The organism is Acinetobacter sp. 1207_04 (assembly GCF_052850415.1).
This window is the reverse complement of record NZ_VXCQ01000013.1, coordinates 77,903-97,067: the sequence shown is the minus strand read 5'-3', so window position 1 is coordinate 97,067 and position 19,165 is coordinate 77,903. Positions and strand designations below refer to the sequence as shown.

The window sequence follows — 19,165 nt, the reverse complement described above, 5'->3', positions numbered from 1 at the left end:
TAATTTATGATTTTTATCAAGATAAGGAAATAATAGAAATTATTAATTAGTTTCCATTATTTTATTTGAAAATATTATCTCAATTTGATATTTATTAAAAAAATACTAATCAAGCAAAAACACCCAACATAAAACCCTAGGTCCGTATATTTATGCTGTATGAATAGACAAAATGTACATCAATCAACAATTTATTTTTCAAATAAGCAACATGATTAATTAATCTTATACATTTCAAACTACATTTAAGGTATATGCTAAAAACCAATAATAAAGAGGACAAACAATATGGACGTAAATTTCAGCCACAAACCTGACTATTTTTTATTTGCTCAATTGCTGATTCGTCATATTGAGGGGTATATTAAAAAACATCCTGATGCAAATAATGCCATTTTTGACTTGCGTGATATTTATGAGCTCTTTCGCCATGATCTCGCATCAACCACGACCAATTTAGAAGGTATTTTAAATATTGCAGATGAGTACACAGTAGATACACTTAATGGGGATCAAAAAATTATTAGCCACTATTATATCAATGCACAAGAAAACAACTTGCTGATTGATTTTAATAGTGATGCATTAGAAGCACTTCGATCAGGAAAACTGATCGTTCCACCAGATGCCACAGTTCATCGATAATAAAAATAAAATTTGTTTAAATGTAAATATGAATCATAAAAAAAGCACCTTTAAGGGTGCTTTTTTTATGATTCATATTTTCTTTTTAAATCGGGTCACAGGCCATGACATAGTGAAACGCGCACCACCTAATGTTGGACTTGCATCTACTTGAATCGTACCACCAAACCAATATGCAATCCGACTCACAATAGATAAGCCTAAACCATACCCGCCCGATGCACGTGTCCGACTATCATCTAAACGTGCAAATGCTTCAAAAACTCGCTTACGGTCTTCTTCTGGAATTCCAGGGCCATCATCTTCAACACAAACATAAGCCATCTTCGTTTCTTCATCGATACCACCTGACAAAGTCACTTGTTTATCACAATACCGAATGGCATTACCTACCAAGTTTTGTACAACACGATGCAAATAACGACGTTCAGCATCTACGCGCACTGTGTCTGACAAGGGGTTTAAATGAATAATTTTATGCGTTTTTAAAGCTTCTGTTTCAACTGCAACCTGCTCAAGTACGTCAACCAAAATAATATTTTCAAAATCGAGGGATGGTGTCCCCTGTTCCAACTTGGCATATGTCATAATTTCATCAATCAAAGTATTGAGAGCTTCAATATCTTTATCAATCATTTCGACTTGCTGAATTCGATATTCATATTCATCTTCATCTGCAAGCATTTCAAGCGCAAAACGAATGCGTGCAACAGGGGTTCGTAGCTCATGAGATACCGCCCGCATTAACTCTCGTTGCGACTCAATCAAACGCTCAATATGATCCGACATACCATTATAACTACTTGCCAAACTCGCCATTTCATCGCGACCTTCAACAGGCACACGCATACTCATATCGCCTGTTCGAATCACATCTAAAGCTTGATTAACCTGACGCAATTTTCGCTGTATAGGGACAATTAAACCGTAAACCCCTAAACTAATGAGAAATAGGCTAAATAAGGTGATGCCTGCAGCAAGTTTAAATGGCATCCAATTAAACATTGGAATTGGACCCATAACCAAAACTGAACCAAGTGCATTCGGCATTGGATATAATACCGAGATATTTGTGCCATTTTCGCTAGCACTATCTCGATACACAATCACACCTTGATCTGCTCGTAAACGTCCAATCTGTTCAGAATCTAAATTCAATTCCGCCGTTTTTTTAATATCAACAGGATAATAAAAATGTTGTTGAATTTTTTTAAGATATTCTTGCTCTTGACCCGGGTAGTACACTAAATAATCGAGAATAAAAATTGGCAAAGCTTTCATCTGCTTTTCACCAATTGATTCAATCTTTATATATAAATAGTGTTTCGGATCATTTTTCATCCCAATCACAAGGTAAGCCGTTTTTTTCTCAGCATCATAGCGAACAACTGCTTTACGCTCTGCTATTCGCTTTTCTTCAGTACGAGATAATTCAACTTTTGAGGCATCAAGATAATAAATAGGAAGCTCCAGCAAATCTGAAGCATCCGAGATCCAATCCATTTTTTGCTGTTGGGTTTGCTGTCTTGCCACACCCTCGCTAATTACAAACGAAATACCGTCAGTGAGCGACTCTCGGTATTCTTGTGCACGTTGATAATTAATAACCTGAACCAGCAGATAACCAAAAATCGCCACAAGAAATACTAAAATGACCAATCCTGCGTAAATTCGCAAAAATATACTGTGTCTAGACACGCCCTTCACCCACCGACAATTCGCCTATTGGAAATTGGGGCAATTTATAGCCCCAATACTCATTTATAGACCATTGGTTTCTTTTACAAACAAGTAACCTTTACTACGCACAGTTTTAATACGTTTTGGATTTTCAGGGTCATCACCAATTTTTGGACGAATACGTGAAATACGCACATCAATCGAGCGATCTTGACCATCATATTCAATGCCACGCAGACGTTCAAAAATATCTTCGCGCGATAAAATACGACCAGCATTCGATGCTAACAACCATAACAAGTCATATTCAGCACTGGTAAAGTCAACCAACTCACCATTAAGAGTGACTGAGCGACCACCATTATCAATCACAAGATCATCAAATTCGATACGTTGTGCTACTTCATCGTCTGGTGTTTTGTCTGTACGGCGTAATAAAGCACGTATACGCGCTAACAAAACACGAGGCTGTACAGGTTTTGCAACGTAGTCATCTGCACCCATCTCTAGGCCAAGAACTTGATCCATATCTTCTGTACGTGCAGTTAACATCAAAATCGGTTGATGATAATGTGGACGAACTTCACGACAAACGGTTAAGCCATCCGCACCCGGCAACATGACATCAAGTACAACCATGTCTGGCTGCTCAGCAATAATTCTACGAATCGCACGATTACCATCAGGCTCTACCCCGACTTCCAACCCATTACGAATCAAATATTCTTGAGTAAGGCGTGCAAGACGCTCATCATCTTCAACAATTAGAATTTTTGGTAATTTTTCTTCCTGGCTCATACAAGACCCCTGTAATTTGTTTCCATATCTACTGTAAATGTCGCAGATTCAACACACTATAATTGGCAATATACACACGTTTACATTGTAAACAAGACCCCATTCACCAAACTGATACATGTAAATATCAATTTGTTATCTTTTTTTATCAATTGAATTCAATTCGCTTTTAACATGTATTTGTATGTAACTAGAAAGCTTGGCACAACACACATATTTACGATTAATTTTTAAACAAAATATTTCATTGCTCATAATATAGCTGATCAGTTAACACCTTTTTTACTTATCCACATAGTTATCTATAAGCACTTTGTTTTGTCTTTGTTATGCTATGCCCTTGTCTGATAAGGCATATAACAAATCTAATTGTAAATAGACAAGTCTAGGTAGAAAAACTGATTGATCAGGGAAAAAACTTTCTCAAAATGTCAATATTGATCTCACCTAAAAATTACCGTATCTTGTGTCTAAACCTAAATTAAACCACTAAGTCTTGTGTTTAACCTCAAATATCGTGACCTGACTATTTTTTAGCTCCAGTGCGATTCAAACGGCTTATAAACATAACAATGATGTCAATGGAGCTATGCTGACAATGAGCGTAATTACCACACCCGGTCAACTTCAAGTGATCAAACGTACAGGTGATGTTGCACCTTTTGATGCAGATAAAATATCTGTTGCGATTGGCAAAGCCTTCCTTGCAGTTGAAGGTCAGCAAAGTGCTGACTCAAGCCGTATTCACGACCGTATTACACAATTAACAGAAATGGTGATGAATACATTCAGCCGTCGCTTACCTTCTGGTGGAACGATTCATATTGAAGAGATTCAAGATCAGGTTGAACTTGCACTAATGCGTACAGGTGAGCAAAAAGTAGCTCGCTCTTATGTTATTTACCGTGAACAACGCACAACTGCTCGTCAGCAAACCAATGCACATCATCACCCAACGCTCCAAATTACCGATGCGAAAGGTCAGCTTCAGCCACTCGATTTAAGCAAGTTACAAGCAACAATTGAAAAAGCAAGTGAAGGCTTGGAAGGCATCAACATTCAAGCTGTAATCGATGAAACCGTTAAAAACTTATATAACGGTGTAAAAGCATCTGATATTGCAACCACGATGATGATGGCGACTCGCACACGCATTGAACAAGAACCAAACTATACTTATGTGACTGCTCGTTTACTTCGTGATGAGCTTGTAAGCACAGGTTTAGCATTCTTAGAATTAGCAACGGATACAGTTGAAGGCGATGCACTTGAAACTTTCTTAAAGAAAGGTATTGAGCTTGATCTTCTTTCTCCAGAATTATTGAACTTTGACCTTGCTAAATTGGCTGCTGCGATCAAACCAGAACGCTCAAATCAATTTACCTATTTAGGTCTACAAACATTGTTTGACCGTTACTTCATCCATTCAGATGGCGTACGTTTTGAATTACCGCAATTGTTCTATATGCGTGTATCAATGGGTCTTACACTCAATGAAGAAAACCGTGAAGATCGTGCAATCGAATTTTATGACTTATTGTCTAGCTTCGACTACATGGCATCTACACCAACATTGTTTAACTCAGGTACGCTTCGTCCTCAGTTATCAAGCTGTTATTTGACCACTATTGATGATGACTTGTTTGATATTTATGGCGCAATGCGTGATAACGCAATGTTGTCTAAATGGGCAGGCGGTTTGGGTAATGACTGGACACCCGTTCGTGCTTTGAACTCATACATCAAAGGAACTAACGGTAAATCACAAGGTGTAGTTCCTTTCCTTAAAGTTGCCAACGATACTGCTGTTGCAGTAAACCAAGGTGGTAAACGTAAAGGTGCAGTGTGTGCATACCTTGAAACTTGGCACTTGGATATTGAAGAATTCCTAGAGCTTCGTAAAAATACAGGTGATGACCGTCGCCGTACGCATGACATGAACACAGCAAACTGGGTTCCTGACCTATTTATGCAACGTGTATTTGAAGATGGTGAATGGACACTGTTCACACCTTCTGAAACACCTGATCTACATGATTTAACAGGTCTTGAGTTTGCTGAACGCTATGCGCACTACGAAGGCATCGCAAAAGAAAATAATATGCTACACAAAGTCATTCGTGCGAAAGACTTATGGCGCAAAATGTTATCTATGTTATTTGAAACAGGTCATCCTTGGATCACATTCAAAGACGTATGTAACTTACGTTCACCACAACAACACGTGGGTGTTGTTCACTCATCTAACCTTTGTACTGAAATCACTTTAAATACAAATAAAGATGAAATTGCAGTATGTAACTTAGGTTCGATTAACCTTGTACAACACGTTCAAGGTGGTGTTTTAGACCGTGAGAAATTGGCGCGTACTGTTAAAACAGCAGTTCGTATGCTCGACAACGTAATTGACATCAACTACTACGCTGTTCCTCAAGCACGTACATCAAACTTGAAACATCGTCCTGTAGGTATGGGTATCATGGGCTTCCAAGATGCTTTATATGAAATGAATCTTGCTTATGGTTCAGATGCAGCTGTAGAGTTTGCTGATGAATCTATGGAAGTCATCAGCTACTACGCAATTTCAACTTCAAGCGATTTAGCCGTTGAACGTGGTACATACGAAACATTTAAAGGTTCATTGTGGGATCAAGGCATCTTACCAATTGACTCTTTAGACATCGTTGCAAAATCACGCCCAGAACGTATGTTCGAAGTTGACCGTACTCAACGCTTAGACTGGGACACTTTACGTGCCAAAGTTCAAAAAGACGGTATGCGTAACTCAAACGTGATGGCAATTGCGCCAACTGCAACCATTTCAAACATTTGTGGTGTTTCTCAGTCAATCGAGCCAACATTCCAAAACCTCTATGTAAAATCTAACCTTTCTGGTGAATTTACAGTGATCAACCCGTACCTAGTACGCGCGTTAAAAGATCGTGGTCTTTGGGACTCTGTGATGGTGAATGATCTGAAACATTTTGAAGGTTCTGTACAAAAAATTGCTCGTATTCCTGAAGAATTAAAAGCAATTTTTGCAACAGCATTCGAAGTTGAGCCTCGTTGGATTGTTGATGCTGCATCACGCCGTCAAAAATGGATCGATCAAGCACAATCTCTTAACCTTTACATCGCTGGTGCAAATGGTAAGAAACTTGATATGACGTACAAAATGGCATGGTTGCGTGGTCTTAAAACCACTTATTACCTCCGTGCTTTGGGTGCGACTTCTGCTGAAAAATCAACAATCAATACTGGTGCATTGAACGCAGTTAAAGCAACAACGGTTGCGACTCCTGTTGTAGCAACACCCGCTGTTGAAGCGAAAAAATCTGAAGCTGTTGAAGACGATGGTTTTGCAAATGCAGCACCAGTGCCAATGGCGTGTTCAATTGACAATCCTGATTGTGAGGCTTGTCAGTAATTAACTAAAGGTATCTACTCAGAATATAGGCTACGCCAGTAGCCTCTCTGAAAATTTCAAACGTGGCTACGTGGCATAGTTATTTAGAATGAATAATTATGAAAAAAGAAATAGATATCTTTGGATGGAAGTACAAACCATCTGTTAGAGAAATGACAGTTATTCAATCCATGATGGTCTTAACCGTAATGAGCTTGATAATTACTAAAGGACTTAGATCGCCTTTCGCCTACAAAATATATGGTGGCATAAGCATTGTAAGTGGATTAGTGTTTGGTATTCAGAAGTTTTTTTACTAAAAATTATTCGTAATTTTTAGTTTTATCAAATTTACAGAGGCTAGGAAATGTTCCATTTAAGTCATAACTACGAGTTAGGCATTTTTGTACTAATCTTAGCCTTTTTGATTTTTTATGTTCCTGTCGCGTATGCATTTTTTGCCATTCGTAAACAACACCAGCGTAAGCAAAATAAGTAGTATCGACACCCAATCTATCGAACAAGATTAAGACAGTCATCGGTAAAACTTAATTTTGCTTACACATAATGAGCGTATAGTAAGACATCTCTTGCTTGAGATGTCTAAACAAAAGATATAAAGCAACGAAGAGAGAATTGATATGTCTATCCTAAGTTGGGACGATTTCGAAGATGATGAACCGAAACAAGCTGACCAGCCTGCGCCCATCGAACCGCAGAAAACGACTAATTCACAAGTGGTATCTGATGCACAGCACTCAGCGCCGAGTGTGGCAGCATCACAACCCGCTAGAGCCAATAACAATCGACCAACAGATCCAGCCGATCCATTGGCAAGAGCATCTAACGCCTTAGAAACTTTAGATGTTGCACCAGGCTTAGAAGAGCTTGAAATGGGTGCTCAACGCGTTCAAGTTGATGACAAAGCAATGATCAACTGTCGTGCTGACTTGAACCAACTTGTACCATTCAAATACGAATGGGCTTGGCAAAAGTATCTAGATGGGTGTGCAAACCACTGGATGCCACAAGAAGTGAACATGACGCAAGATATTGCATTATGGAAATCTGAAAATGGCTTAACTGAAGATGAACGCACCATTGTTATGCGCTCACTTGGTTTCTTCTCTACTGCCGATTCATTGGTTGCAAACAACTTGGTATTGGCAATTTACCGCCACATTACCAACCCTGAATGCCGTCAATACATTTTACGTCAAGCATTTGAAGAAGCGATTCACACACATGCTTATCAATACTGTATCGAATCTTTAGGTATGGATGAAGGCGAAGTCTTCAACATGTACCGTGAAGTACCAAGTGTTGCACGTAAAGCAGCGTGGGGCCTGAAATATACTCAATCTTTATGTGATCCAACATTCCAAACAGGTACACCTGAAAACGATCAAATTTTGCTTCGCAACCTGATTGCATTCTACTGTGTTCTTGAAGGGATCTTCTTTTACTGTGGTTTCAGTCAGATTTTATCTATGGGTCGTCGCAATAAAATGAATGGTGTTGCTGAGCAATTCCAATACATTTTACGTGATGAATCTATGCACTTAAACTTCGGTATCGATATGATTAACCAAATCAAAATTGAAAACCCAGGTTTATGGACAGCAGAGTTCCAAGAAGAAATTATTCAAATGATTCTTGAAGGTACAATGCTTGAAATTGAATATGCGCGTGACACTATGCCACGTGGCGTATTAGGTATGAATGCTGCAATGATGGAGGAATACCTGAAGTTCATTGCAAACCGTCGTTTAGCACAACTTGGCTTACCTGAACAATTTGCTGGTGTAAATAATCCATTCCAATGGATGTCTGAAATGATGGATTTACGTAAAGAGAAGAACTTCTTTGAAACGCGTGTTACTGACTATCAGACTGGTGGCGCTTTAAGCTGGTAATCTATTGATATCGTAAGACGACATATAAGTTTTCCTTAGCGACAAATGAAATTTCCTTATAAAAAAAGCCCATCTAACTAGATAGGCTTTTTTTATATTCAGTCATCAATTTTCAAGCAGTAAATGAAAATTTATTTGAAATGCTGAATCTCCTGCTTCTATCTTAAGAGAAAATTCTACTTTTAATTCCTTTTATTTTTCGGGGGGGATTACCATTACAATCGTACGAGATTAAAAACATCCAAAAAATGGAGCCTAATGTTTGACTCCATTTTACAAAACAAAACTCTATTACTAATAAATCACTCTAAATCTTAGACTTCTAATTATTTTCCGAACTACAAAGTATATAATGGGAACAGGCCATCTCAAATGAGTCAATACTATCGCAATCTCTATCTATTAATTTTAACTCTATTTCACCACGCGTATTTTCATTAGTCCAATATATTCCTACTAATTTATTACCATTATTAATTAAACTTAAATCACCACTACCAAAAGTCATTTTATTTTCGCTATTTTTTGTTCTATGCAAAGTGTAAGTATACAAAAATTTAATTTTCTCTGAGGTTGAATCATATGATAAAGCTGCGATTACAGACTCAGATTTTTGATTGGAAGTAAATGATTTTATAGTTGTAAACAAAAAAGTCTGTTTTATATAAAAATAAATCTCAATAGGTTCAATTTGTTTACCATCTATTTTAAAGTTACTTTTAAGTTCACCTTTCCATAAGCCATGTACTGTGGGCTTACCAATTATTTTAGATAAAACTTTATATTTAAATATTATTGAACTCAACAGAATACCTAAAACAAAGAAAGATACTGTTATTGAGGTTGAAATCATCTGAATAATAGACAAATTATGTTTTTCCAAGAAAAAAGGAAGCTTTAAAATAAAAAAACATATGAATCCGATTCCTAAAAAAAGATAGATTACTTTCTTTAATTCTTTAAATGTCAATACTATAAAATTCATAACCCATCCTTCTTACAAACAATTCCCCCATCTTTAAAAATTTTTATTTTTTTATTTACACTTACCAAACCAACGCAATATACTCCTTTTATATAAGATGTTAGAAAAGCAGTCATTTCACGTGCGCCACAAGGAGTAATTTTATCAACTTCTCTTTCATTTACACCTAACAACACTGGTGATATATATTGAGAAATATGAGTGATTTTAGAAGAATTAATATCAAAAAAATGAAAACCATCATGAAAAACTGATGTTGTCTTTGATATTTCTTGCATTATTTTTATAAAGCTCTTAGATTGCAGATCACTAGATAGATTCATTTTCTGCAAACTAATGAATGGGAGATTATCAAGACTAGAGTAATATACTATTCCTAAGCCTGAGAAACTCTCATTACTATTTAAACAAACTTCTTCTAACGAGTGATATATTGAAAATTCAGATAATAAAGACATGAAATGACCTGTAGATACGCACTATTGTTTTTCACTTACCCCATAACAACGAGGAACTCATAAAATAATATAGAGCTATGATATCAGTTTAAAATTTACACCTTTTAATTATTTAATATCAAAACCTTATGAACAGGAAGTAATTGTCCTTGTATATAAACTCCAACCCAATCTTTTTCTAGCCCCAAAATTATACATAGCATTTTATCCATATTTTGTTCTTTATGAAGATATTCATAAGAGTTTTCCCACTCTCGTAAGTCAGTAGGAGATGGTAAAGCTATTTTTTGTGGATGAGAATGCCACTCACCTAAATACTGAATTTTTCCATTACTTTGTTTATGTAATCGGTCTAATACTTCTTGATGCCCCCTTACATTTCGTTTACAGGCATATCTTGAACGTATATCTGTAATCATTGGAAGAGTTATTCCTGTAACAAGAAAATGATTACCTCTTCTTTCACCATATATAACTCCACACGCTTCAGCTTGATCTGATCTAAATTGCCTCCAATTTTTAAATTCATTGAACAAATGTTCTGGTATGATGGTAATCACTTCTTCTTGTTGATATTGATAATTTTTTTCAAGTATCCAAGCCTTATACCCTTTCATATCAAATACCAGAACAATAAGGACAATCTAAAGCTACTGCAACATCAGCAGACTCAAGCTTTGCGCCACTCCATCTTTCTGTATAACGAGTTCTATATCGGGGTGAACTTTTATCGTTAACATAATCTAGAACCATATCTGTTGCTAAGGAAGCAGCTGACATACTCGCCGACACAGCATAAGGTGTAAAATCACTACATGCAGCATAAGCAACTGTAGGTTCATGGTTTGGTAATGCATCATATTGTGGTAAGAACTTCCCACCTGCTATCTGTAAACAACTTCTACACGCAAACTGAGGTTTTAAGTCTTTTGTAGGTGCATTCAATAATGCTTGAACACATTCCCCATTATCCCTTATCCATACATGTATAAAACAAGGTTGAGGAAATACTAAACCCCTTCTCCATTCAGATAAAAGCTCTCCAATACCTGCTTTTGCTGTAGCATCAAAAATAATATCTGCCTGACTTAAATCGAATTTATTACTTTTTGTGTTTAAAAAATTTTCAACCCCTATATTGTATACTTTGACATTCAATTGAGGGAGTTCCAATTTTAGTTGTTCCTTAAGAGCCTCAACTTTCGATTTTGAAATATAATTTTCACCTAAAATATGACGCCCCACATTGGATTCAGATAAGCTATCCTCGTCAATGAGAATTAGTTCACCACCTTCAGAACCTGCACCAAGTCGTGCTAAGCTATGAGTTAGATATCCACCTACTGCTCCAACCCCAATAACAACGATAGTTCTTGCAGATAGATTTTCCTGTTTCATTCCTTTCAAATTCCTGTTAAAAATATAATTCCCTGTCAAATTTTGACTTGATAAAGGAATAATTCCAATTTTAGACAAAATGTTAATTGAACAGTTATCTGTTAAAAAATCTAAATTTCTTAGTTTATTTATTTCACTGGATATAATTTTATAAGATGTAATCTTCTTTAAACTTTCAGGAAAAGTTATGCAAAATGCTAAAGGAGTAGTATCTATTATTAAACAAAAATAGAGCTCCCTATTTGTTAAAATTTCATCACTTGCAAACAAATCAAAGAAAATATCCTTCCATATTTTTAAAGTACTTTTATTCCAAACTTTCAACCAAAAAATTAGATCAATTAATCTTAATATAGGGCCACTATACAAATATACATTGTCTCTATTACTATGGAGCTCTTTTTGGTAATTAAAAATTCTCTTAGAAAAAATTTCTAGGCTTGGTAAAACATTAGTTTCCCCATCTGTATTGATAACAAAAAACCTAGTAAGATAATTATTTATGACTTGCTTATCTTTAGATTCCCATTGTGCCGGTCTCTTATACAAAACTAGTTTTGTTTGAGATGGTTCAATTCTGTGTATATATGATTGAGAATTTAAAGATACAGATCTAAATCGGTGAAGCAACTCTTGATCTTTTTGTCCACCTAAATCTATATTCTCTCCTTTTTTAACCTGATCTTCAATTCTATCAATTAATAGATTAATATCTGCTGACTTATTAATAGAAAAGTCAATCTCACTTCCATATAATATTATTCCTAATTGATGCCACATAATATCAAGATCACGCTTTATATCAGCATCTCTTACAAAAGTATTCAACAATGACTCTTCGAATAATTTATGGCATTGTTTAATTACCCATTCCATCAATACTTCTGGATAATGTCGAGGTAGTGAAATTTCGCTATGGAGGCTATAACAAATATTTAAATAATAATCCGTATGTCCCTCTAGAGGAATATAATAAGGCATAGGAAAAAAATGAGCTAAGCCTATTAATTTTTCTAGCTCCTTTGACAAAGGACCTTTTAGATATATTTTGGGAAGTGTCAAAAAATTCCAATCAACCACTTGAATTAATAATTCAACCTTAATCTTATAGTTTTTTGAAATATCAAAATTAAGGCTTCCTACCCAAGAATCTACTATTATTGATTTTTTTGTAATATTTGGAAAAATACTATTATTTGGCTCTGGAAGATAATTCATACTTAAGCCAAGTTCCGCTAAATATTGATCTACTCTATCAAAATACAGTACACGCTGCTTAATTTCACTAGTTTTCACTATTTCACCAAAATCAAACTCTATTGCAGCCTTTCATTAACTAAGCTGCAATAGATTATTATATTATTTAACCACTCGATTGACTTTTAAGTTGCACTGATGTGGTTCTTTGTATTGCTGGTGCTTCAATTACTTTAGCAATAGGGTCTTGATACTGCTGGTGTTCTTGTCGAATTAACGACGTATCTTTTGGAATACGTAAACCAAATGAACCCGTCAAAATATCTAAAGATGATTTTGCATCATTTAAAGCATTACTTTGAGACATGTTTAAACTACGGTGTAGCATTTTTGCAGCTTGGGCATTTTCTATTCGTTGAGAAGGATTCGAACGATTAAAATCCTCACCTTCATGGTCTTCCATGTCCTCGACACGGATATCATTTGCTAACACAAAATCTAAATTTGCTGTAACTGATAAAAGAGCTAGATCATCTCGGCCTTTACAATAAATATAATTTTTGACGGCTGCAATCATAAGCACAATAGAGGTTGGCCCTTTCTCCTCCCATTGTTGATCACGCCAGCCTTTTAAATATCGAGCAACAAAACGTAATTGTCTGCCGCTATTTGGGTATTTTTCACATTGTTTTTTAAACCAGTCTCGTACTTTTTCACAGTCTGATGGGAACCACGTACCATCCTCTTTTGCCATATGAATCATTTCAATTTTACTAAGATCAATCTTAGATTCATTTTCAGAAATTGCCTCCATAAAATCGAAATCATAACTTTCAAGTCCAATACTTCGACCTTCATATTGTTGCTCTAAGGATGCAGTTACACTCTTCTGGATGCTATCCATTACCAAGCCATGTTGACTTTTTATCTCATCAAACATTTCATTTGGAACAGCATATAAGGGAACATCCATATGTGCATGAGGCGCCACGCCATAAATTCGTAAACAATTAGATTTTCTTTCGAGCGACCACCCATTATTCTCTTCACATAATTCTTGTAAAGCATCGAATGTTATATCGATATAATTTTTAGCCTCTTCAGCAGAGTCAGGAACACCATTCGCGTTGAGAGTAAATACTCGTACTGGTAAATAGGCACCATAGTCTAAATCAAGTTCCTGACCTTTGTTTGGCTGAGCAGGGATATTACATGTTCCATATGCAAAAGAGCCTTGTACTCGAAATTTTGGCATTTCGTCATATGCATCTTTTAAGGCTTGTTCTAGTTTATTTCTAACTTTTTTCTGACAACGTTTTAATAAGTCAACTAAGCTTGGTGGAGGTAATAGCTTACTTGCATAGCCTTGGTCTACGTCCTGATACACTAAATGTAAATTTGATGATGGTTGACTAAGCATTAGTTTATTTTCTCCTAGTTTCAGTTTGAATCATTTTTCAAAACTTATTAAAACAATTTCATAGCTGTATTAGATACTAATTATTTTAAATAAATACTTGTTTTTTATAACAATATTTAAAAAAATTGGTATGTAATTATTATTATAAATATTACTTACCAGTATTTACATACTCAATTTTCACTTTCAAAAAATAATGTAAAAAATTAAGTGTTTTTCTGCGGACCATCAAACCATTTTCTTTGTCTGCTCGGTTGTTTAAAGTAACTACGAACAAATTCTTTCCCTAAAGCAACTTTCGCTGACTGAATTCCATTACCTTCTAATACCTGCCTTGCAGCATCAGTTGTCTCATCCAAGCCAATAAATTGTGCAGAAGATTGAACAATATTTTCATCAATTTTATAAAAGTGATTCGGGTAAGAATCCATTCTATGTCTAACCATTTGTTCCATAAATTGCTGTTGGCTACTTAAAACTAAGTCAATGATATTAGGGGCTGCTTTTAAAATAGATCCCTCTCCCCAATCTAAATATCCACCATCTTTTTTCGTACTAGGATTTAATTGTTTTTTTGAAGACAAGGTTCCAATAGATAAAATATGAATATTTTCTAAGTTTTTTTTAAACATATAATCTGCTTCATGTAAACCCACCAGGCTTGGATCATTTGCAAATAATCCTCCATCCACAAACTCATTTGGCCCAATGGCATGTCGTGGAAAATATGTTGGTGCTGCTGAAGTTGCTAAAGCAACATCAACTATTTTCATTTTCCAATCTCGTTTTAAATTTTCATGATGCGGTGTTTTTAGTGTCACAGGGCTTCCCCTTGTAAAATCTATTGTAGGTATAACAACAGGACATTTAAGATCACCTAAAATTGAATTTCCAAACCAATCTTCTAATATCTCTTTTAAAGATTCATTTGAATATTTAGCACCAGTTTTATTATAAAATGGCTTAGGTTTGAAAATTTTATTTCCATGAGATTTAAATAAATCAACAATATCAGAAACACTTATCCCATAAGCTATAGCCAATGCAACAATTCCTCCAACAGATGTTCCTGTTATAAGATCAAAACATTCAGCCAATGAATCATGTCCATTATCCTTAGCTTCTTGCTCTAATTCTTTTAAAACAGTAGCGGTATATAACCCTCGGTAACCACCACCTGATAAAGCTAATATTTGGAATCTATCCATCTTTTACTATCTCTTACGCATCATGTTTTGTAGATTTAACCAAATTTTTCTTAGTCCGTTCCTGCATATTTGAAAGCTTTGCGCTCAATTCAAATAATTCAGATTTTAGCAACTCAATCTTTTTAAAACGTTCTAAAGAACTCATTTTTTATCCTTTTTACTTTGAAAAGATAGCATGTATGAAATGAATATTTAACACAATACAAAAAATAACAAGAGCGACAAAACATGTCGCAAAAAAGCTATTAACATCTAAAATTTATTAATAAGATCATACCTATAATTTAAAATTATAGTGCCAATCACATAAGTTAGTGTGAATAGCCACCAAAATTCTAGACACATATAACCATCTTTTGGACTGCCACCACTCTCCTAGACAAATATGGTCTATTCTTTTTGCATAGGAGAAAACATTATGAGTGGACAACGTTATACCCCAGAATTTAAAGATGAAGCTGTAAAATTGATTACTGAAAGAGGATATTCTGTCAGTGATGTGGCAGAACGTTTAGGTGTATCACAACACAGTATTTATAAATGGCTTAAAGCTGTTCATCCATTACACAACAATCATGATGAACATGAACTGCTTGAAGCAAAAAAAGAAATCCTACGCCTTAAAAGTCAGCTTAAACAGACTGAAGAGGAACGAGATACCTTAAAAAAGGCCGCAAGGTACTTTGCAAGCCTGCCCGAGTAAAGTATCAGTTTATCCTTGAATACAGTCATCACTTTAAGATTAAAACGATGTGTCGGGTATTAAAGATCGCTCGAGCTGGTTATTACGCTTGGCTACATGAACCTGAATCAAGTAGAACCATTGAAGACAAGCGTTTATTACAGCTCATTCGTTCTTCTTATGATGCCAGCTATGGTATCTATGATTACAGACGCATTACTTTAGACCTTAAAGAATTAGGTGAAGGTTGTGGACCTAATCGTGTACTGAAGATCATGAAAAACAATGGTATTACAGCTGTACGAGGGTATAAGAAACATAAAAGCTATGGTCGAGGCCGTCCTCAGATTGTGCCACACAACCATTTAAATCGAGAGTTTGTCGTAAACACTCCAGACACCTCTTGGGTGACTGATATTACTTACATCCGCACATGGCAAGGTTGGTTATATCTAGCTGTTGTTCTGGATTTATATTCGAGGAAAGTCATTGGTTGGTCGATGAGAAACCCACTCTTGCCAAAGATATCGTACTTGATGCTCTACTCATAGCAGTGAGGCGACGCAGGCCAAATGAATCTGTAATCATACATTCAGATCAAGGCTCACAATATAGCAGCAGAGACTGGCAGAAATTCTGCCAGAAGCATAACTTGATTCCCAGCATGAGCCGAAGGGGGAACTGTTGGGACAATGCTGTTGCAGAATCCTTTTTTAGCAGCTTAAAGAAGGAAAGAATTAAAAAGAGAATCTATAAAACACGCGAAATGGCGCGTGCAGAAGTGTTTGATTACATCGAGATGTTTTACAATCGAATCAGGCGCCATTCGCATCTTGATGGAATGAGTCCAGAAGCCTTTGAAGCAGCTTCAAAATGAGGCTACTTCAATGTCTAGGATACTGGGAGCAGTCCAGTACTTTCAAGCAGATCACGCTCAGAAAAGTACATATCAATACTTACTTAAAAATAATTACCTATAAAAAATATAAACTTGAAATGTAAACCAAATTAAATATCCTATAAATCAGCTAAACGTTCGAATGCTTTTTTATGGCGAATTAGAAGCAATTTCGTTTCATATTCAACAATTTGCTCTCCCTCTTTACCAGTTAAATCAAGCTTTTTAGAAGCCTTTATTTTCGGACGAGAAACTATTTTAACGCCATATTTTTTAACTGAATTTTCCATATAAATCTCGCAGATATTAACTTTATAGTTGCTTATTCTAAAAACTCATCAAAAGCCAAACTTACCTCTAAAAAATATGAGCCTGTATACAACCAATATAGTTCAAAAGATTAACAATAAGTATTCTCATCAGACTATTATCAGAAAAATTATTCTAATTTCTAACTATAAAATCGTATATCTTGAATTAGACAAGCAATAGTCGAATATCAACCTCTAAAACTTTCGATATTTCATATAGTTTTAAAACCGTTATATTTACTTCCCCTCTTTCTATACGTCCCATATAGCTCCTATCAAGTCCGCACATCAATGCTAACTTTTCTTGTGAAAGGTCTTTCTCTTTCCTTGCTTTGCGTATGTTTTGACCTAACGCTGTTGCTAATTCTGTCATTTGAATCAAATGCTCAAAAAACAGAACTATCACTATTTGAGGATTAAACATCCACGGACTATAATCCTCTTTTAAAATTCTGTTCTCCCTTTATGAATGAGTTCAATCATCCTCTAAAAGAAAATTTTCTAAAAATCATAGAAAATGATCCACTTTTATTTGCATTTAGACCAAAACGAATTTGGCAAGAAATCAATCCAAATTCCGATTCAATTCAGCAACAAACGTACTCTTTAATCAAAGAGTTAGTTTATTATGAATATCTAATTATTCATTATGAAGATAATGAAAAACTCTACTCAGAAACACAAAAATTGGCTAAATTTAGGCAATATCACTGCGAGAAAAAAGCAAAAGAAACATTAGAAAAACGATTAGAAGAACTACAATTAGAAATCATAATAAAAAATAGTAAAATCAAAGATATAGAGATAATGAAGAAAAATATCAATACCATTGATTTTTGTTTTAATAATTATATTTCATTAATTAAAAAAAATATTAACAAACTTAATAACGAGAAAGAAATAATCATAGATATTATTAAAAACCTTCAGCACTGCACTTATTAAAAAATAAAATAAACAATTAGTAAACATTAAATAATAATAAATATAAAAAAACGAATAAATAAAAATAAACATTTAATATTCTATTAAATTTTTATAACAAACTCAAAAAAACACTTGATAAAATAAAAAAAAGAACATAAGTTTATATAAATTTTTCTTATTATTATTGTTATGATTAAGACAAAAGAGCAGGTTAGAAAAGAGTTTGAGCAATCAAAAATGACGCTCTCAGAATGGAGTTTACGTCATAACTTTTCACGAGATTTAGTTTATAGAATTTTAAATACAAATCGCTTACCACGACGTGGTGAAAGCAAAAGAATTGCGATTAAACTTGGATTAATTCCAGAGGAGAAAGAAACATGAATTAAAAATAAAGCGGACTCATAGAATCCGCTCTACCAGTTTGCAATCCTGAGATCACTAACTATGTGGTGTTTTTAGTATCTCTTGATTGCACTAATTAGTCAAGATTCGACTCGAAATTACAGTCGAAGGATAAATGCATTTATTTATTTTAGAGATTACTAAAATGGGATTTAAACCAAACCATAGAAAAAAATTTAATATATCCAATTGTTTAGAAACTCAACTACAAGAGGCTTTTGAAAAACCAATAACCATTTCTGGGCAATTTCTCGGTATCCGAAATATTCATCACGGTTCATTTAACAAACGCACAGTTATTTTTTCAAGTTATAAAAATGGAGGAGCTTTTTCATTAGAAAGCCAACTTGAGCTAGCGCATGCACTAAATTTAGAGCGTGATATAAGCGTTCTCAAGTATAGAACTCAAGCTCTAAAAGTCATCCTTTCAAATGCAATGTATGCAATACCAGATTTTTTGATTTTAAATAATTTACATAACTATGAAGTACATGAAGTTAAATCAAATTTAAAATCGCTTTCGAAAGAAAAAATAGAGAAGCTAGAAATAACCAAACAAGTTTTAAAATCATATAACATTAAATATAAAATATTTGATGAAATAGCTTTACCAAGCAATAAAGATGTCAACTCTATTCTAAGAATTTATAAACATGTGAAAAACATCAATATAGATAAAGATAGAATAAATTTAGCAAAAATATTAACAGAAGATATAAATAAAAATTTTACATTTTTATTAAACCACTTATCAAAATACAAATATTCATACAATGAAATTTGTTATTTGATTTTTTATAAACACATACAAGCAAATATTGATATTTGAGT

The 19,165-nt window shown here is 34.6% G+C and carries 18 protein-coding genes and 1 pseudogene; 8 read left to right on the top strand and 11 right to left on the bottom strand.

The genetic code is table 11. From position 1 onward, the window contains the following. The first annotated feature begins 288 nt into the window (after positions 1 to 288). The gene (locus FW754_RS12710) at positions 289 to 645 is read left to right on the top strand and encodes a hypothetical protein (RefSeq protein WP_446324844.1); all 357 of its coding nucleotides are present in this window, start codon (positions 289 to 291) and stop codon (positions 643 to 645) included. Positions 646 to 717: 72 nt separating this feature from the next. Here FW754_RS12710 and bfmS read toward each other — a convergent pair whose 3' ends face one another. Beyond that, positions 718 to 2,343 carry a sensor histidine kinase BfmS gene (gene bfmS, locus FW754_RS12705; protein ID WP_419347633.1) on the bottom strand — a complete coding sequence of 542 codons (1,626 nt, stop codon included), beginning with the start codon at positions 2,341 to 2,343 and terminating at the stop codon, positions 718 to 720. 63 nt (positions 2,344 to 2,406) lie between these two features. Further along, positions 2,407 to 3,123, bottom strand: a complete 717-nt coding sequence (gene bfmR / locus FW754_RS12700) for a response regulator transcription factor BfmR (RefSeq protein WP_409511155.1) — start codon at positions 3,121 to 3,123, stop codon at positions 2,407 to 2,409. 598 nt (positions 3,124 to 3,721) lie between these two features. On the opposite strand from bfmR, the gene FW754_RS12695 reads away from it, so the two are divergent. The 3 genes from FW754_RS12695 (at position 3,722) to FW754_RS12685 (ending at position 8,445) form a co-directional block, all read left to right on the top strand. Beyond that, positions 3,722 to 6,550: a ribonucleoside-diphosphate reductase subunit alpha gene (locus FW754_RS12695; RefSeq protein WP_446324843.1), complete on the top strand. Its 2,829-nt coding sequence runs from the start codon at positions 3,722 to 3,724 to the stop codon at positions 6,548 to 6,550. A 346-nt stretch (positions 6,551 to 6,896) separates the two neighbouring features. After that, entirely contained in the window at positions 6,897 to 7,028 is a 132-nt protein-coding gene (locus FW754_RS12690) for a preprotein translocase subunit YajC (RefSeq protein ID WP_409511152.1), read from the top strand. Positions 7,029 to 7,170: 142 nt separating this feature from the next. Further along, positions 7,171 to 8,445 carry a ribonucleotide-diphosphate reductase subunit beta gene (locus FW754_RS12685; protein WP_446324842.1) on the top strand — a complete coding sequence of 425 codons (1,275 nt, stop codon included), beginning with the start codon at positions 7,171 to 7,173 and terminating at the stop codon, positions 8,443 to 8,445. A 322-nt stretch (positions 8,446 to 8,767) separates the two neighbouring features. Here the strand turns inward: FW754_RS12685 and FW754_RS12680 are convergent, their stop codons facing one another. The 7 genes from FW754_RS12680 to FW754_RS12650 form a co-directional block, all read right to left on the bottom strand. Beyond that, a complete protein-coding gene (locus FW754_RS12680) occupies positions 8,768 to 9,430 on the bottom strand; it encodes a Cap15 family cyclic dinucleotide receptor domain-containing protein (RefSeq protein WP_446324841.1) in 663 nt (220 codons plus the stop codon). Continuing rightward, complete coding sequence (locus FW754_RS12675) at positions 9,427 to 9,888, bottom strand: hypothetical protein (RefSeq protein ID WP_446324840.1); 462 nt, start codon at positions 9,886 to 9,888, stop codon at positions 9,427 to 9,429. The genes FW754_RS12680 and FW754_RS12675 overlap by 4 nt, the downstream gene beginning before the upstream one ends. 104 nt (positions 9,889 to 9,992) lie before the next feature. Beyond that, a complete protein-coding gene (locus FW754_RS12670; protein ID WP_446324839.1) occupies positions 9,993 to 10,505 on the bottom strand; it encodes a Mov34/MPN/PAD-1 family protein in 513 nt (170 codons plus the stop codon). A 1-nt stretch (position 10,506) separates the two neighbouring features. Further along, the gene (locus FW754_RS12665; protein WP_446324838.1) at positions 10,507 to 12,582 is read right to left on the bottom strand and encodes a ThiF family adenylyltransferase; all 2,076 of its coding nucleotides are present in this window, start codon (positions 12,580 to 12,582) and stop codon (positions 10,507 to 10,509) included. A gap of 67 nt (positions 12,583 to 12,649) precedes the next feature. Then, positions 12,650 to 13,903, bottom strand: a complete 1,254-nt coding sequence (locus FW754_RS12660; protein WP_446324837.1) for a CBASS cGAMP synthase — start codon at positions 13,901 to 13,903, stop codon at positions 12,650 to 12,652. A 206-nt stretch (positions 13,904 to 14,109) separates the two neighbouring features. Then, positions 14,110 to 15,111 carry a CBASS cGAMP-activated phospholipase gene (locus FW754_RS12655; protein ID WP_446324836.1) on the bottom strand — a complete coding sequence of 334 codons (1,002 nt, stop codon included), beginning with the start codon at positions 15,109 to 15,111 and terminating at the stop codon, positions 14,110 to 14,112. Between the two features lie 13 nt (positions 15,112 to 15,124). Continuing rightward, positions 15,125 to 15,256: a hypothetical protein gene (locus FW754_RS12650; RefSeq protein WP_446324835.1), complete on the bottom strand. Its 132-nt coding sequence runs from the start codon at positions 15,254 to 15,256 to the stop codon at positions 15,125 to 15,127. A gap of 273 nt (positions 15,257 to 15,529) precedes the next feature. Here FW754_RS12650 and FW754_RS12645 point away from each other — a divergent pair. Beyond that, a pseudogene (locus FW754_RS12645) lies at positions 15,530 to 16,670 on the top strand (IS3 family transposase). A 140-nt stretch (positions 16,671 to 16,810) separates the two neighbouring features. Here FW754_RS12645 and FW754_RS12640 read toward each other — a convergent pair. Both FW754_RS12640 and FW754_RS12635 read right to left on the bottom strand, forming a co-directional pair. Continuing rightward, complete coding sequence (locus FW754_RS12640) at positions 16,811 to 16,981, bottom strand: acetyltransferase (protein WP_446324834.1); 171 nt, start codon at positions 16,979 to 16,981, stop codon at positions 16,811 to 16,813. 187 nt (positions 16,982 to 17,168) lie between these two features. Next, positions 17,169 to 17,375, bottom strand: a complete 207-nt coding sequence (locus FW754_RS12635; RefSeq protein WP_446324852.1) for a helix-turn-helix domain-containing protein — start codon at positions 17,373 to 17,375, stop codon at positions 17,169 to 17,171. Between the two features lie 92 nt (positions 17,376 to 17,467). Between FW754_RS12635 and FW754_RS12630 the strand changes: the two genes are divergently transcribed. From FW754_RS12630 to FW754_RS12620, 3 genes are all read left to right on the top strand, one after another. After that, positions 17,468 to 17,947 carry a hypothetical protein gene (locus FW754_RS12630; RefSeq protein WP_446324833.1) on the top strand — a complete coding sequence of 160 codons (480 nt, stop codon included), beginning with the start codon at positions 17,468 to 17,470 and terminating at the stop codon, positions 17,945 to 17,947. Between the two features lie 171 nt (positions 17,948 to 18,118). Continuing rightward, complete coding sequence (locus FW754_RS12625) at positions 18,119 to 18,313, top strand: DNA-binding protein (protein ID WP_171499529.1); 195 nt, start codon at positions 18,119 to 18,121, stop codon at positions 18,311 to 18,313. Between the two features lie 136 nt (positions 18,314 to 18,449). Then, complete coding sequence (locus tag FW754_RS12620) at positions 18,450 to 19,163, top strand: hypothetical protein (RefSeq protein WP_446324832.1); 714 nt, start codon at positions 18,450 to 18,452, stop codon at positions 19,161 to 19,163. The last annotated feature ends 2 nt before the right edge of the window (positions 19,164 to 19,165 follow it).